This window comes from Legionella norrlandica (assembly GCF_000770585.1).
Classification (GTDB): domain Bacteria; phylum Pseudomonadota; class Gammaproteobacteria; order Legionellales; family Legionellaceae; genus Legionella; species Legionella norrlandica.
This window is the reverse complement of the sequence record NZ_JNCF01000024.1, coordinates 1-14,669: the sequence shown is the minus strand read 5'-3', so window position 1 is coordinate 14,669 and position 14,669 is coordinate 1. Positions and strand designations below refer to the sequence as shown.

The following is a 14,669-nucleotide window of genomic DNA, read 5'->3' as shown; positions in this document are numbered from 1 at the left end:
TCCTATTTGATGAGGCGTTAGTATGAGTATGGAAAGCCAAGATAAATTTGTCGCTAAGCGAGGGAAAACATATTTAAATAGAGAAGAGCTTGAAGCGCACTTGGCATCTGTAATTAGATTAGAAAACATAGGAGTTTTACTTGGGGCAGGGGCATCCATATCCGCTGGCGGTAAAACAATGGGCGATGTTTGGAAAAGCTTTAAAGATGATTATAGTGATTCTGCTGATTGGTTGCAGAAAAAAACATTCTTCAATGATGATAGTATCAATGTAGAAGAATTATTAGATACATTAGAGATTGCCGAAAAGGAATGGATTCGACAGGGAAAGACAAAGCTTACTAAGCAATTACAAAAAGCCAAAGCTGATTTATATCGATCAATCATCAAAGCATCAGTGCTACAAGATAAATGGTGGAATAGTCCTCATCTTGTTGATCTGGATGATGGAAAGTTGGATTCTCATCGTGCTTTATTGCAAGCATTATGCGGATCACGACAGGTCGGTCAACCAGCACCATGGATTTTTACTACAAATTATGATTTAGCCATGGAGTGGGCAGGGGAGACCTTGGGCTGGAAAATTAATAATGGATTTGAGGGATTGCATAATCGGATTTTTTCGCCGCATGTTTTTGATTTGGGATACTCTAATTTATCAGCAAGGGGTGAAGCTCGATTTGGAACTTATGGATTCTTCTTAGCGAAGCTACACGGCTCACTTTCTTGGCAGGAATTGGATGGAGAGTATTTAGAATACCCAGCAGCCACTATTTGGTCGGATATTCAAAATTTTTTAGATAAAAAGGATAATCACAAATTACCCATAGTTTTTCCGTCAGCTGCAAAATATATTCAAACTGTTGGGTTTGTTCTTGGTGAGTTGCTCAGAAGGTTCACTGAATTTTTATCAAAATCACAGACTTGTCTGATTACTATTGGATATTCATTTTCCGATTCACATTTAAATCAAATTGTAAAAAGAGCTTTATTAAATCCAACATTGCAATTGGTGATTTGTTTGCCTGAACTTGAAAAGTTTGATGGTAATAACATTAATATCAATAAATCGATTCAATCGATATTAAAACTAGAATCGCCACAAATTACAATTATTGGCGGTAAAGAGAAAGCATTCTTTGATTCATTCGTTACATATCTTCCTCAGCCAGTTATATATGACGAATATGCATTGAAAATTAAGAAACTGATCAATGAAAATAAAGAACAAAATACGCCTGCTCGCGAAGATATAGGTATAGGAGAAAATATGTGAACATAAAAGGTAGGGAGCCATTTGGTTATGTTGTTGCCATCGAAGGCTCAAAAGTTACACTGAACCTTAAAGATACTTATAAAGGGCAATTTGCAGCGCATCGTGATGGAGTGTCGGCTGTAACAGAAATTAATGGCCTCTTCGGCATTGATGGTGGAAATAGACTATTAGTATTACGGATAATTTCATTGCTTTTTCTTGAGCCAAAAGAGGCTCATAAATATACAACTCAAAAAAATCGTTTAGATACGGAACCATTAAGACAGGTTTTAGCTGTTGTTGTTGGGCATATAAAGCGAAAAAATGAAGAGCTAAATTTTATGCCAGATTCGTTGGCTTCACCTGCTTTAGGTGCTGAAGCTTTCCCATTAAGTGACAATGAATTACTTGCTGTAGTCCAACCTAACATAGATAAAGACAAATCAATTATAATCGGAACAGACACTAGAGGATTTGATAGCATAAAGGTAAATATAAATAATATGTTGAATCGGCACACCGCTGTTTTAGGTTCAACAGGTCAAGGTAAAAGTTGTTTTATTGCAAGTATGCTGCAACAAATGCATAAATTTCCAAAGCCCAGGATTGTTATTTTTGATATCAATGGTGAGTATGAAAATGCTTTTGTCAATAAAAATGATTCAGTAAAAACAACTAAAATAGGCGGTAAAGAAGGGTATAGAATCCCATACATGGCTTTAGGTAGGCATGGGCTTTCCCGTTTGCTGATGCCTAGTGAAAAAACACAGAGGCCAGCATTAACTTTTGCTATAGATAATTTGAATAAAGTTAAATGTTTTAAGAATTCATCTGGTGTTGGTTTAAATGATAGTGATAGCCCTATATTTTTTGATGATTGCAGAACAGGTGACGCAAAAAGCGCTTGGGATGGGATAGAAAAGCTAAGAAATGGGCAGGCTGACTTTGTTTCCAAATGGCCAAAAATGTCGGCACTTTCTGCTCTCGTAGCGGAAAGTTACTCGCTTAAGCCTGATAGAAATAATAGTGTCACAAGAGATGCTTTCTTATATTCCAATGTTTCTCCGCTAATTACAAGAATTAAGCGCCTAGTCGATGATCCATTATTTACAAGTATTGTTGATATTAATGAAAAGGATTTTATTGGCAATGATAACCAAGGTTCTTGGGAGCAAGAAGGTAGCAAAGTTGTTAATGATATATTTGGATGTGAGGGTAGCGATTGGTCTATTCATATTATTAATTTACGTGATGTTGCTCACGATTTGATGCCGTTAGTACTTGGTGCACTACTAGAATTATTTGCATTCGAGCTTTTTAATAGAGGACAAGAAAAGAGCTATCCAACACTACTTGTGTTAGAAGAGGCGCATCATTATTTGCGCCAGTTTGTTGGTGATGACGAAGGGAGGCATCAAAATCTAGCTTATGAAAGATTAGCTAAAGAAGGAAGAAAATTCGGTTTAAGCTTATTAATCAGTACTCAAAGACCTTCTGAAATGTCATCGACAGTTTTGTCACAATGCGGAACTTGGGTAGTATTTAGATTGACTTCAGAGCAAGATCTAAGATCAGTAAGTGCAGCTAGTGAATGGGTAGATAAACTAGAATTAAATAGAATCGCAGGTTTGCCGAGGCAGCAAGCGCTTATTTTTGGTTCAAGTTTTTCAGTTCCAATAAGGATCCAAACACACAATGCTAGCCCAACGCCAAAATCAAGCGATCCTGACTTTAATAAATGGTTTACTGATAAAAATGATTCGTCTGGAGTTGAATAAGTAATGCAACTAATAGATGGTATGGGTCGTTTTTCACCAACAGATCTAACCCTCTTCATGATCAGCCCCTTTGCATCTTGGATGAATCGTTTCTCTTTAGAGTTTCCTGATAAAGCACCTGAAAAAGATCCAAAAGATGAGCTGATGGAAGTTCTTCAAAATAAAGGGTTTCAACATGAAAAAGCACGAGAAGAATTATTCAAATCTCAAGGATTAATTATTAAAAAAATTGAGGCAAGCACAATCGAGTTAAAGCAGCAATTAACTTTAGAAGCCATGAAGAATGGCACAGATGTTATAGTCCAGGCTTATTTAGAAAATCAACAGTTCTTTGGATATGCAGACTTTCTAGTTAAGGCACCTGGCGAAAGTAAATTTGGTGATTATCATTACGAGGTCTGGGATGCAAAACTATCACACAAAGCAAAACCTGAATTTATTATTCAGCTATGTTGTTATGCTGAAATGCTAGAAGCCATTCAAGGTAGGCGACCTGATAATATTATTATTGTCCTCGGAAATGGTAAAAATGAAGCATTTAAAGTTGATGATTATTTCTATTATTACCTCTCATTAAAAGAAAGTTTTTTGTTGAGCCAAGAACAATTTGATTATCGAAATATGCCAGATCCCGCAGATTCAAAGGAATGGGGCTGCTGGTCGAGTTATGCAGAAAAGCTTTTGATTGAAAGGGATCATTTATTTCAGATTGCTAATATTACAAAAAGCCAGATTAAAAAATTAAATAAAGCTGGTATTCAAACAATGCAGCAACTAATTGATATAAAGCTAAATCGTATACCTGGTATTAATTCTGATGTTTTAGAGCGTCTCAAAGCGCAGGCTACTATACAAAAAGAAAGTATAGGAAAAGAAAGGCCGCAATATAAAATTATTGCACCGACACCCAATGAAAAATCAGGACTTGCGTTGTTGCCACCACATTCGCCACTCGATGTTTTTTTTGATATTGAGGGATACCCTTTAGAAGAGGGTGGTTTGGAATATTTGTGGGGTTGTACCTATTTTGATGAGAAAGGTAATCGATGCTTTAAGGATTATTGGGCGCATAATGAGATGCAAGAAAAAGAGGCTTTTAAACAGTTTATTGATTGGGTTTATGCAAGATGGCAATGTGATCCAATGATGCATATTTATCATTATGCCAATTATGAAATAGCTGCGTGTCGTAAATTAATGGGGCGCTATGGTATATGTGAGTATGAGCTTGATCAGCTATTGCGAAATGAAGTTTTTGTTGATCTATATAAAATCGTGAAGGGCAGCCTTTTGCTGGGCGAACCAAGGTATTCTATAAAAAACGTCGAGCATCTTTACCGTGATAAACGTGAAACCGAAGTTGGGACTGGTGGTGATTCAGTTGTATTTTATGAACAGTGGCGAGATCTGCACTCGCGTGATGAACAAGGTGAGACTTGGGAAACCTCTAACATATTAAAGAATATTCGTGATTATAACATTGATGATTGTAATTCAACTCAGGAGTTGGTTGCTTGGCTGAGAGAGCAGCAGAAAACTAATTGTATTCTTTATCTAGGTAAAACAGAAATAGTAGAACCTGAACCAAAAGAAGAAATAACCCAATGCATTGAATTACGAGATCGCTTGTTAACCAAGGCAAGGCAGAGATTATCTGACGATCCAGAGTATGCAGCATTAACAGAAAATTTAGCTTGGATGTTGGAATTTCACCGCCGAGAGTTAAAGCCACTTTTCTGGCGTTTATTTGATAGATTAGGTTTGAGCGAGGAAGAATTATTTGATGATTTAGACTGCTTGGCATTTTGCAAGAGAACGGAGAGGGCGCCATTTAAGCCAACATCAAGAGCAAAAAATTTAGCTTATGAATATCAATTTGATCCCATGCAAGAATTTAAAGGGGCAGCTGATTATTTTTATTTATTAGGATTAAAAGACGAAAATGGCAAAAATGTAAAAGTGAAATTTTGTAGTGAAGAGAGCAATTTAGAAAACGGGGTGATTGTATTACAAGCTAGAGAAGAGCCACCAATTTTAATTACTTTAATTCCAGATCAATATGTTAATCCAGATCCTATTCCAAAAGCCATTTATCAATTAGTACTGGATTATGACAGCGGTCGAGCTGGTAAGTGTGCTATTTTAGATTTTTTAAGACGTTCAAAACCACGTATTAAAAATCATTGTGGTGGTGCTATAGCTCCGAGTCATGAACCAAATATAAAGCTACAACAGATAATTCAAGCTGTAAAAAATTTAGATAATAGTTATTTAACTATACAAGGACCACCAGGGGCGGGGAAAACGCATACTGCAAAACATATCATAGCAGATCTTATTAAAACTGGCGCGAAGATTGGTATAGCAAGTAATAGTCACAAAGCCATCAACCATTTATTGTTAAAAACAAAAGAATATTGTTTTGAGCAAAGCATTAATGGGATTTTTACTTGTACCAGAGATACGGATTCTAACTTGCAGGCAATAAATATATCTATTTTAAAGAATAGTGACCTTGTTAATAATATAGTGGCATCCTGCGTTATAGGCACTACTGCATGGGGATTTGCCAGGGATGATATGGTGGATCAACTTGATTATTTATTTATAGATGAAGCAGGGCAGGTTTCAGTAGCTAATCTGGTTGCTATGAGCCGCTCTGCTAAGAATTTAGTGATTATGGGTGATCAAATGCAATTAGGGCAGCCATCACAAGGCACACATCCTGGTGAAAGCGGTCTTTCTATTTTAGATTATTTATTACATGAAACACCTACGATTGCCGATGATATGGGAGTATTTTTAGGAACCACTTATCGAATGCATTCAGCAGTCAATCACTTTATCAGTAAATTTATATATGATAATAACCTTGAGCCACATCCTGATAATGATGTGCGTGTTGTTAAAGTACCTGATGGTTACCAAGGAAAATTAAACAAAGAGGCTGGCATAATCTTTGTTCCTGTGGAGCATGAAGGTAATACCTACGCTTCAGATGAGGAAGTCAGTGAAATAAATCTATTAGCTCAAGAATTAATTGGCAGGACATTTATAGAAAAGCTGGGAGAAACTCGTAAGATTGGTTGGAATGATATATTGTTTGTTGCTCCATATAATTATCAAGTTAATAAACTCAGGCAAGCTCTTGGTGATCAGGCGCGTGTTGGTAGCGTTGATAAATTCCAAGGGCAAGAGGCGCCCATTGTATTTTTGAGTATGTGTACCAGCGATGCGAATGAATCACCTAGAGGGATTGATTTTCTCTTCGATAAGCATCGAATTAACGTTGCCATTTCAAGAGCTCAAAGTTTAGCAATAGTAGTTGGCAATCCCCAGCTCTGTGCTGTTACAGTAAATAGGGTTAAACAGCTCAAGTTGGTTAATTTATTTAATGCTCTTGTAAATCAATCAGAATCATAAGCCCTAAGCACGCCATCCTTCTAAAGAGGTTATACACCCATGCATTAATTTCTTTAGTTCATAATTTTTTTCCAATAGCAAATACCTTGCTAAGTCATGATCTCTATGTTCAGTTGCCAATACAAATATGTAATTTTTGTTATTGAATTTACTAACAATCGAGACACCATTATAAAGCCCAAAAGCGGATCGGCCAGACATGGTTTGTTTTTCATGCTTATTCATAAAACTGGCTTGATTCCATGGGAGTACTGAAATGTTTGACTTTTCTACAATTCTTTTTAATGGATCATTTTCGATTAATTTTTCTTCATAATAGAAAGTCATCCAATCTTCATGAGTGCAGAATCGGTAGGATTTGCTTTTTGAAGTTTGATCTGAGACTAGATAATAGAAATAATCACATCCCAAGGCATTTAGGGGCCGTAATTGTTTGTTGAAAAGAAGTTCTTGTTTTTCATCGAAGGGAAGGAAAATCCTTTTGGGTACATCATGTATCATAACAAATCCTTAGAGGTACAGCTTAAATCTATTTAATGCTAAAATAATGTACGACACAATGAAGTGAAAGTAAATGACAAATCTGGCCAGGATATCCGTTTTCATCAGTACTGCTATTGAAGTTTTTGATTTAAGTATCTTTGCTTTTCTTATTCCTGTGTTGTCTTCCGTATTTTTCTCATCCCATTCACAAAGTTCAGCGATTAATTTTACCATTTTGGCTTATGTAGTAAGCTATGTAGTGAAACCCTTTTCTGGCATGGTTTTTGGGTATCTGTCTGATAGTTATGGTCGAAAGCAGGTACTGTCAGTTACTACTTTGTTGATGACTGTTTCCACAGCGGTTATTGGTTTATTGCCCACCAGCCTACCTGGCATTGATTTATGGATAGCATTATTTAGTTGCCGGATTATTCAGGGGCTATCAATCTCAGGGGAGTTTTCTAATGGTTTAATATTTGCTGTTGAACAAGGGAAAGATCGTCCGGCATTTTCTGGCAGTATGGCATTTATGGGCGGAATTCTTGGATTGTTGCTGGCAAATTTATCGGTTTTTATATTGCTAAACCTTTTACCTTATGAGCAGATGATTCAATATGGCTGGCGTATACCATTTTTAATTAGTGCTATTATTTGGCTGGCACTGTACCAGATTAGAAGGTTTATTAATGAGCCATTTGTGCAGAAGACGAATGATACTAAACATTTTTCATCTTTGGTAAAAAAATATAGAAAGGAGCTGGTTATTTGTTTTGTAGCTGCAAGTTTATCTGCTTCTGCTTTCTATATGACCTTTGTTTATATGCCAACTCTTTTATCTTCAGTGATTCAAAATCAGACTCACCATAAATCTGTATGGGTGACGTTGATTGCTTTGTCAGTTTATTTCATCTGTTTGCCCCTGTTTGGTTCTTTGGCCGATCGGGTAGGTATTACTAAGCAAATTACTGCTGCTTCAGCATTGTACCTTTTATTTTCCTATGTCTGTTTTGACTATATTAGCCATTTTAACTATGTCGTTATATTTTGTAGTTTGATATTACTGGCTTTGATTCAATCATTATATAATTCGGCTTTGCCTGCATTTATGGTTTCTTTGTTTCCCGCCATTCATCGAGGTAAGGCTTTAGCAATATCTTATAATACCAGCTTATCAATTTTTGGTGGTTTAATGCCCTATGTTATATTAAGCCATAAAAGTTTTATGAATCCGGGAATTGTTATTAGTATTTGTGCGATATTAACATTGGTTGTATTACGTTTTGTGAGGGAGTAAACATGGTTGTATATGAAGTGAATCTATCTATTGATAATGAAATATATAGAGATTATAAGGATTGGTTAGACGAGCATATTCTTGAAATGCTTAAATTTCCCGGTTTTTTGAATGCAACAGTGATGCACCAATCAATGGATGGTGATAGCTCTGATAATCAAAAACATTTAACTGTTCAATATCAACTTGAAAGTGCCGAGGATTTGCAAAATTATTTTGAGGAACACGCGCCAAAAATGAGAGGGGATGGGATGAATCGATTTAAGGGGAGATTTACAGCCACTCGCCGAACTTTTGAAGTTGAAGCTGTTATCACTGCTGTTAATGAATACGTAAATCGCGTATAAATTAATTGATAAATACTTATGCTTGGTATATATTGGTGTTGTTTTATGATGTTACACCAAAATATACGGAGGTATTTATTGTGGAGAAGAGAGTCTTTAAAGAAGCTGAAGCTGCTAATTATATATGCATGAGCCGTTCTTTTCTTTCTCAAGACAGGGTAAATGGAACTTTAGCAAATAGAACTCCAGGCCCTAAATATATTAAAATCGGACGATCAATACGCTATTTGAAGGATGACCTTGATTCATGGCTGGAACAGCACAGAAAGTGTGGTTAGTGCGTTAAAGTATCTACTGATTGAGTTAGCGCAATAATGCTTTTGCGCTAACCCTACAATTTATTCGATTGTTACATTTTTAAATTGCTTAGGTAAATGTTCTTTTAATAGATCATCTATCTTACGTGCATAAGGCTCATATGCTGAAGGGCGTCTAGGATAAATTCTATCATTGACCCAGTGGTGTTCAGGCCAGTTATCCGTAGATAATATACATTCTTTAGCAAAATCTTTTATATTAAATTTTTCTTCAATTTTAATGCAACCTCTAATAAAAATATCGACATATGATTGTGTAATCGGAAACTCACGGCTAGGTTGATCGTTCTGTGTTGATTTTGGATAGTAAATCCATACCTGTATTTTTTCAGGAATATTTTTTGTATATATTTTAATTTGTTCGGCGCTTAACTCTTTCCTACAATAAACAGTTTCTCTAGTGTCATATAGCTCTATTTCTTTGGGATCACTGACTCTATAAATTACGCCATTAAATGTCCCTTTTTTGTTTTCATTTAAAGACAAAAAAGTTGCATTGAATCCTGGCAAATTACCGTGTGCACACCAACTCCTTTTAAAGCCTTTAATTAAAACAGGGATGTTTTCATAAGCTTTTGAGTCTGTAGTCTTTTTAGATTGCTCATCAATCAAACTTCCATAACCAGTTATATATTGAGGTAATCTTGGGTTTATTTTGGGATGGCATGTATCTGAGGTTGCTTTTATCTGAGGGGAAACTATCAACATTAAGCTAATGTAGATTGATTTTAATATCTTACGCATGATTCCAGATATATTTTTTTCAATAAAACACATTCAATTTGCACCCTGTGTGCACCCTATAATTGAATTTTGGTTTTGTAAAAATGTTTATAACCCTTTATTTATATGGTCGGAGTGACAGGAATTGAACCTGCGACCCCTGCCTCCCGAAGGCAGTGCTCTACCAGGCTGAGCTACACTCCGTTCTATTGCAAATTTCTCACTGTTCTCAATGAGGAATAATTATTTTACTCGAAGTTAGCCTATTCGTCGATCCATCGATTCTTTGTTAATTTAAGAGTTTAGGTTGTATTTTGTGTCTAGTTTACATAGGCCCTAATGTTTTAAAATAGGATTGGATGCATTAAATAAACCAATATCATTTTATCTGTGCATTGGTTTTACTGCTTTTTTACCTTTCGCTTTTCTATGTTTAATGCGTCATTCCAGATTTTGGGCTAATATAACAATATCATCATTACTTTAGGTAAATATTAATGGCTAGCAGTGAGATTGAAATCCAAGCTGGTTTTGTAGAAACTGATTTGACAGATCGCAAAATAGCAATGTTAGAGGATTTGAATAATCCATTAACCATTGTAGAGCGAGTTTATCTAATATGGCGACATTGGCTGATTTTCATATTCATGTTATTTCTCCTCATATTGATAGCATTACCCCAGCGATAATTATTGAACCAGAGATTATAGCAGGCACTAATGATCGTGAATTTGTTTATCCTATCCATGATGGTGGCGACAGGCTATCAACCTCTAAAAGCCAGAATATGTTTAGTGTCGGAATGTCAATGTGCAAGCTTTTCTATACTATAGAAAAAATGATCTACCTTTTGGTAGAGCGTCTAAAATCAGGTGGCGTGGGCGGAGAAACAGAAGTTCAGGTCGCTTTTGGTGGTCATGAAATAGCCCAGAGAAAGGCATTTGAATCAGTTATTAATTTGAGTTATAACGTGGTTGTCACTAACTTTGATCCAGGTATTTGGGGCGAGAATTATTTACAAATTGTAAAACGCCTTGCCGATAAAGGTTATGGATATCCGTCTGAAGCCCCAAGAGAAATTTATAAACATATTCCAGCTACTTCTTCCACTACAGCACGAAGGTAAAATTATTTTTGTTTTGGCATATATGTCTTCGACCTAAAAGAGCAAAGAATGCAATTTATTTGGCAATTTGCAGCAGAAGATGCCCAAGTAAAGTGAAACAAATCTTACCCAACTATGAAAGACAAAGTTAAAAAAAACAGAGTGGCACGCGTCTGAGAATTGGTCATGCCAAGGGAGGGATAGTTTCAAAACTTGTCCTAGTCCATTGATGCAAAAGTTTATAGTTCCCTTTTAAGTAGAAAGGAGCAATAAAAATGGATGGAATAAAATAAAAAAAACGGGCAATGATTTGTTGTCTGGATGGTTTTTTTTGAGAATCTGCAGTTAATTTAAACTTCCAGGCTCTCATACCAATAGTTTGCCCCCCACATCGGATAGAATTATAGTAATAAATAAAGGAGATACTAAACAAAGAAAATTGATACCAACATGTGGCCGGTGGTATGGCTTTACCATGTGTAAATAATAGTAGTATTGCTGTGTATGAAAAAAATATGATCGATAAGATAATTAAATCATAAATAAGTGAACCTACGTATCTAATTGTAAACATATAATTCTTATTAGCCTTCTTTTAAATTCCCATTTTTGACACGCATGCATGGAACCCTCAAAATAACATGAATTATTATCTTATTGCAGTCTAGTATTTTAAAGTCTATTTGTTTTAATCGTGAGTTGTCCCCTGATGTTCAATAGCCGAAAAGATCCATATTTATCCATGTTATGCAAATATAGTACTGTTTTTTATAATTGGTCAATAGACTATATATTTTCCTTCGAAACTGAACTTTGCGTGTTAAAAACAGAGTGCTATACTTCGCAAGCATGAATTAAAATTTGGTCATTCTAAATAATCCTTTGAGAGCCGTTTTTATTTTTCAAGACTGTTGTTTGCAAAATAATTACGAATTATGTTTAAAAATTCAGTCTAAAAGGTAAAGATGGAGAGGCTATTTAGAAAAAAACTATATTTATGACATTTTTCTTACATAAGGAAGAAATTAATAGTGAACAAGAAAAGACCGATAAATCTTGATTTAAGTAGTTTGAAATATCCACCTATGGCTATTGCCTCTATATTACATAGGATTTCAGGAATTCTTATTTTTTTATTATTTCCAATCGTATTGTTTGTTCTTAGCTATTCTTTGCAGTCTGAAGAATCTTTTGTGCACGCAAAAATGTTTTTAACCCATCCTTATTATAAATTAGTGTTATGGGCTTTTGGTGCTTCTATGATTTATCATGTCATTGCTGGAATAAGACATTTAATAATGGATATGGGTTTTGGTGAAAGTCTTAACGTTGGTCGTGCGTCAGCTGTTTTAGTTATTGCTCTTGCAGCTATTTCGATAATTTTTCTAGGAATCTGGATATGGTAAATAATGTCACCAGTTTAACAGGAAATGGGTTAAAAGATTGGTTAATTCAAAGAGTTACTGCCGTATATTTTGCAGCTTATTTGGTTTTTTTATTTGGATTTATTTTTTCTCATCCTGGTATGAATTTTTCTCAATGGCATGATTTGTTTGCAAATAAAATATTTCAAATTGCAACCGCAATTGGGGTAACTGCTTTGACATTGCATGCCTGGATAGGTATTTGGACGGTAACTACAGATTATATGAAATGTACAGCTATTCGTTTATCCGTACAGTTGTTCGTTGTTTTGTGGCTTCTTATCCAACTTATTTGGGGCCTTATGATCATTTGGGGGCAATAGCATGACAGTGGCACGTAATAGATTTGATGCAGTAATTATAGGCGCTGGTGGTGCGGGAATGCGGGCTGCACTCCAGATGGCGAATTCCGGTTTAAAAGTGGCATTACTATCAAAAGTATTTCCCACTCGCTCACATACCGTATCAGCCCAAGGAGGCATCACTGCAGCCTTGGGGAATGCTGATGAAGACGATTGGCGCTGGCATATGTATGATACGGTGAAAGGGGCCGATTATATTGGTGATCAGGATTGTATTGAATATTTGTGTAAAACTGGTCCTGAAGCAGTTTATGAGCTTGAGCACATGGGCTTGCCATTTTCTCGAATGGATAACGGGAAGATTTATCAACGCCAGTTTGGTGGCCAATCAAAGCATTTTGGTGGAGAACAAGCTGCTCGTACTTGTGCTGCAGCAGATAGGACAGGACATGCCTTGTTGCATACTTTGTACCAGCAGAATTTAAAAGCTAAAACCCATATATTTAGTGAATGGTATGCGCTTGATTTAGTAAAAAATGCCCAAGGACATATTGCTGGTGTTACTGCAATGTGCATGGAAACTGGCGAAATTGTATTTTTTCAAACGCGAGTTTGTATTTTGGCAACCGGTGGGGCAGGTAGGATTTTTCAATCCACAACCAATGCATTTATTAATACAGGTGATGGTTTTGGAATGGCTTTAAGGGCAGGTATACCTCTTCAAGACATGGAAATGTGGCAATTTCACCCAACTGGCATAGCAGGCGCAGGGGTTTTGGTTACCGAGGGTTGTCGAGGTGAGGGAGGTTATTTAATTAATAAAGATGGTGAGCGCTTTATGGAACGCTATGCTCCCAGAGTGAAAGATTTGGCATCTCGTGATGTAGTCGCTCGGGCTATGGCTTTGGAAATCCGAGAAGGTAAGGGATTTGATCAAAAAGGAATAGATCATGTGAAATTAAAGCTTGATCACTTAGGTGCCGACTTGATTAAGTCTCGGTTGCCTGGTATTCGTGAACTGGCAATGAAATTTGCTGGTGTGGATCCAATTGTTGAGCCTATCCCAGTTGTTCCAACATGCCACTATAGTATGGGAGGAATTCCTACGAATATGTATGGTCAGGTTATAACCAAAACCAATGATCAAGAGCATGTTGTTGAGGGTTTGTATGCTGTAGGGGAATGTGCTTGTGTTTCAGTGCATGGTGCTAATAGATTAGGGGGCAACTCCTTATTGGATTTGGTTGTGTTTGGTCGTGCAGCAGGGTTGCATGTTGAAGAATTATGGTTATCCAACCAATTGCCCGAAATGTCTTATGTTAGTGAGGAAGATATAGCGGCTTCTTTGGTTCGTTATGAGCGTTGGGAAAATTCAAAAGATGGAGAAAATCATGCTGTAATACGAGATGAAATGCAACGAGTAATGCAGGAGGATTTTGGAGTATTCCGAACTGGCGAGGTAATGGCATCGGGCTAAAACGGTTACAAGCTCTTAGAAGCCGATTAACTCATGCTAAACTTGATGATAAAAGTCAAATTTTTAATACAGAACGTGTGGAAGCTTTGGAGTTGGATAATCTAATGGCGACTGCTTATGCGACTGCTTTATCTGCAATTGCCAGAACTGAGAGTAGAGGGGCACATAGTAGAGAAGATTATCCTAAACGAGATGATGCTAACTGGATTAAGCACACATTGTATTTTGAGGAAGGTGAAGTGATAGATTATCGTCCTGTAAATACTTCACCAAAACATATCGAGCCGTTTGAGCCGAAAGAACGCGTTTACTAAAGAGGATATTTTATGGCTGATAGTAAAAATTTGATTCTGTCGATTTATCGCTATAACCCTGAGGTGGATGCCAAGCCTTATATGAAAGATTATGAGATAGAGATCCCGTCTAAAAGTGATCCCATGTTACTTACTTTGCTAGAGCGTTTAAAAGCAGAGCAGGACCCCTCTATAACTTATAGACGTTCATGTCGAGAAGGGGTATGTGGTTCTGATGGAATGAACATCAACGGAACTAACAGGTTAGCTTGTATTACGCATGTTTCACAGTTAAATACTGATAAAATTGTAATACGTCCTTTGCCAGGATTTCCGGTGATTCGCGATTAGTAGTTGATATGACCAATTTATCAACAGTATGAACGTATAGAACCTTATTACAGAATGATGAAGTGGCACCAGCCAGAGAGCGATTGCAATCTCCTGA

Annotated in this window: 11 protein-coding genes, 1 tRNA gene and 3 pseudogenes; 11 read left to right on the top strand and 4 right to left on the bottom strand. The window is 36.4% G+C overall.

The features are described from left to right. The first annotated feature begins 22 nt into the window (after positions 1-22). The 3 genes from OK13_RS07715 to OK13_RS07705 are packed head-to-tail and all read left to right on the top strand — an operon-like array spanning position 23 to position 6,456. A complete protein-coding gene (locus OK13_RS07715; protein ID WP_052117615.1) occupies positions 23-1,276 on the top strand; it encodes an SIR2 family anti-phage-associated protein in 1,254 nt (417 codons plus the stop codon). After that, entirely contained in the window at positions 1,273-3,033 is a 1,761-nt protein-coding gene (herA, locus tag OK13_RS07710; protein WP_011945710.1) for an anti-phage-associated helicase HerA, read from the top strand. Before OK13_RS07715 ends, herA begins: the two co-directional genes overlap by 4 nt. A gap of 3 nt (positions 3,034-3,036) precedes the next feature. Beyond that, positions 3,037-6,456 (top strand): TM0106 family RecB-like putative nuclease, encoded by a 3,420-nt coding sequence (locus OK13_RS07705; RefSeq protein WP_035889629.1) that lies wholly within the window; start codon positions 3,037-3,039, stop codon positions 6,454-6,456. Between the two features lie 3 nt (positions 6,457-6,459). On the opposite strand, the gene OK13_RS07700 is transcribed toward OK13_RS07705, so the two are convergent. Further along, positions 6,460-6,957, bottom strand: coding sequence for an autoinducer binding domain-containing protein (locus OK13_RS07700; protein ID WP_035889627.1), 498 nt, complete (start codon positions 6,955-6,957; stop codon positions 6,460-6,462). A 73-nt stretch (positions 6,958-7,030) separates the two neighbouring features. On the opposite strand from OK13_RS07700, the gene OK13_RS07695 reads away from it, so the two are divergent. From OK13_RS07695 to OK13_RS07685, 3 genes are all read left to right on the top strand, one after another. Beyond that, positions 7,031-8,233: an MFS transporter gene (locus tag OK13_RS07695; RefSeq protein ID WP_035889626.1), complete on the top strand. Its 1,203-nt coding sequence runs from the start codon at positions 7,031-7,033 to the stop codon at positions 8,231-8,233. 2 nt (positions 8,234-8,235) lie between these two features. Beyond that, complete coding sequence (locus OK13_RS07690; protein ID WP_011945714.1) at positions 8,236-8,580, top strand: DUF4286 family protein; 345 nt, start codon at positions 8,236-8,238, stop codon at positions 8,578-8,580. Between the two features lie 80 nt (positions 8,581-8,660). Beyond that, positions 8,661-8,858, top strand: coding sequence for a MerR family transcriptional regulator (locus tag OK13_RS07685; protein ID WP_013101121.1), 198 nt, complete (start codon positions 8,661-8,663; stop codon positions 8,856-8,858). Positions 8,859-8,918: 60 nt separating this feature from the next. On the opposite strand, the gene OK13_RS07680 is transcribed toward OK13_RS07685, so the two are convergent. Both OK13_RS07680 and OK13_RS07675 read right to left on the bottom strand, forming a co-directional pair. Continuing rightward, positions 8,919-9,674 carry a gamma-glutamylcyclotransferase family protein gene (locus OK13_RS07680; protein ID WP_241480473.1) on the bottom strand — a complete coding sequence of 252 codons (756 nt, stop codon included), beginning with the start codon at positions 9,672-9,674 and terminating at the stop codon, positions 8,919-8,921. A gap of 73 nt (positions 9,675-9,747) precedes the next feature. Continuing rightward, positions 9,748-9,824: transfer RNA gene (locus OK13_RS07675), tRNA-Pro, on the bottom strand. Between the two features lie 293 nt (positions 9,825-10,117). Here OK13_RS07675 and OK13_RS07670 point away from each other — a divergent pair. Further along, a pseudogene (locus OK13_RS07670) lies at positions 10,118-10,746 on the top strand (virulence factor). 163 nt (positions 10,747-10,909) lie between these two features. On the opposite strand, the gene OK13_RS07665 reads toward OK13_RS07670, so the two are convergent. Then, a complete protein-coding gene (locus OK13_RS07665; protein WP_035889624.1) occupies positions 10,910-11,299 on the bottom strand; it encodes an RDD family protein in 390 nt (129 codons plus the stop codon). Between the two features lie 457 nt (positions 11,300-11,756). On the opposite strand from OK13_RS07665, the gene sdhC reads away from it, so the two are divergent. The 4 genes and pseudogenes from sdhC to OK13_RS07645 all read left to right on the top strand — a co-directional run. Then, positions 11,757-12,131 carry a succinate dehydrogenase, cytochrome b556 subunit gene (gene sdhC, locus OK13_RS07660; protein WP_035889623.1) on the top strand — a complete coding sequence of 125 codons (375 nt, stop codon included), beginning with the start codon at positions 11,757-11,759 and terminating at the stop codon, positions 12,129-12,131. Beyond that, positions 12,125-12,472, top strand: coding sequence for a succinate dehydrogenase, hydrophobic membrane anchor protein (sdhD, locus tag OK13_RS07655; protein WP_035889622.1), 348 nt, complete (start codon positions 12,125-12,127; stop codon positions 12,470-12,472). The genes sdhC and sdhD overlap by 7 nt, the downstream gene beginning before the upstream one ends. 1 nt (position 12,473) lies before the next feature. Then, positions 12,474-14,242: pseudogene (gene sdhA, locus OK13_RS07650) on the top strand (succinate dehydrogenase flavoprotein subunit). A gap of 12 nt (positions 14,243-14,254) precedes the next feature. Next, positions 14,255-14,669: pseudogene (locus tag OK13_RS07645) on the top strand (2Fe-2S iron-sulfur cluster-binding protein); the annotation flags it as partial.

Coding starts and splice junctions, on each gene's coding strand:
- OK13_RS07715 (WP_052117615.1), top strand. CDS start 23: ATGAGTATGGAAAGCCAAGATAAATTTGTCGCTAAGCGAGGGAAAACA.
- OK13_RS07705 (WP_035889629.1), top strand. CDS start 3,037: ATGCAACTAATAGATGGTATGGGTCGTTTTTCACCAACAGATCTAACC.
- OK13_RS07700 (WP_035889627.1), bottom strand. CDS start 6,957: ATGATACATGATGTACCCAAAAGGATTTTCCTTCCCTTCGATGAAAAA.
- OK13_RS07695 (WP_035889626.1), top strand. CDS start 7,031: ATGACAAATCTGGCCAGGATATCCGTTTTCATCAGTACTGCTATTGAA.
- OK13_RS07690 (WP_011945714.1), top strand. CDS start 8,236: ATGGTTGTATATGAAGTGAATCTATCTATTGATAATGAAATATATAGA.
- OK13_RS07680 (WP_241480473.1), bottom strand. CDS start 9,674: ATGTGTTTTATTGAAAAAAATATATCTGGAATCATGCGTAAGATATTA.
- OK13_RS07665 (WP_035889624.1), bottom strand. CDS start 11,299: ATGTTTACAATTAGATACGTAGGTTCACTTATTTATGATTTAATTATC.
- sdhD (WP_035889622.1), top strand. CDS start 12,125: ATGGTAAATAATGTCACCAGTTTAACAGGAAATGGGTTAAAAGATTGG.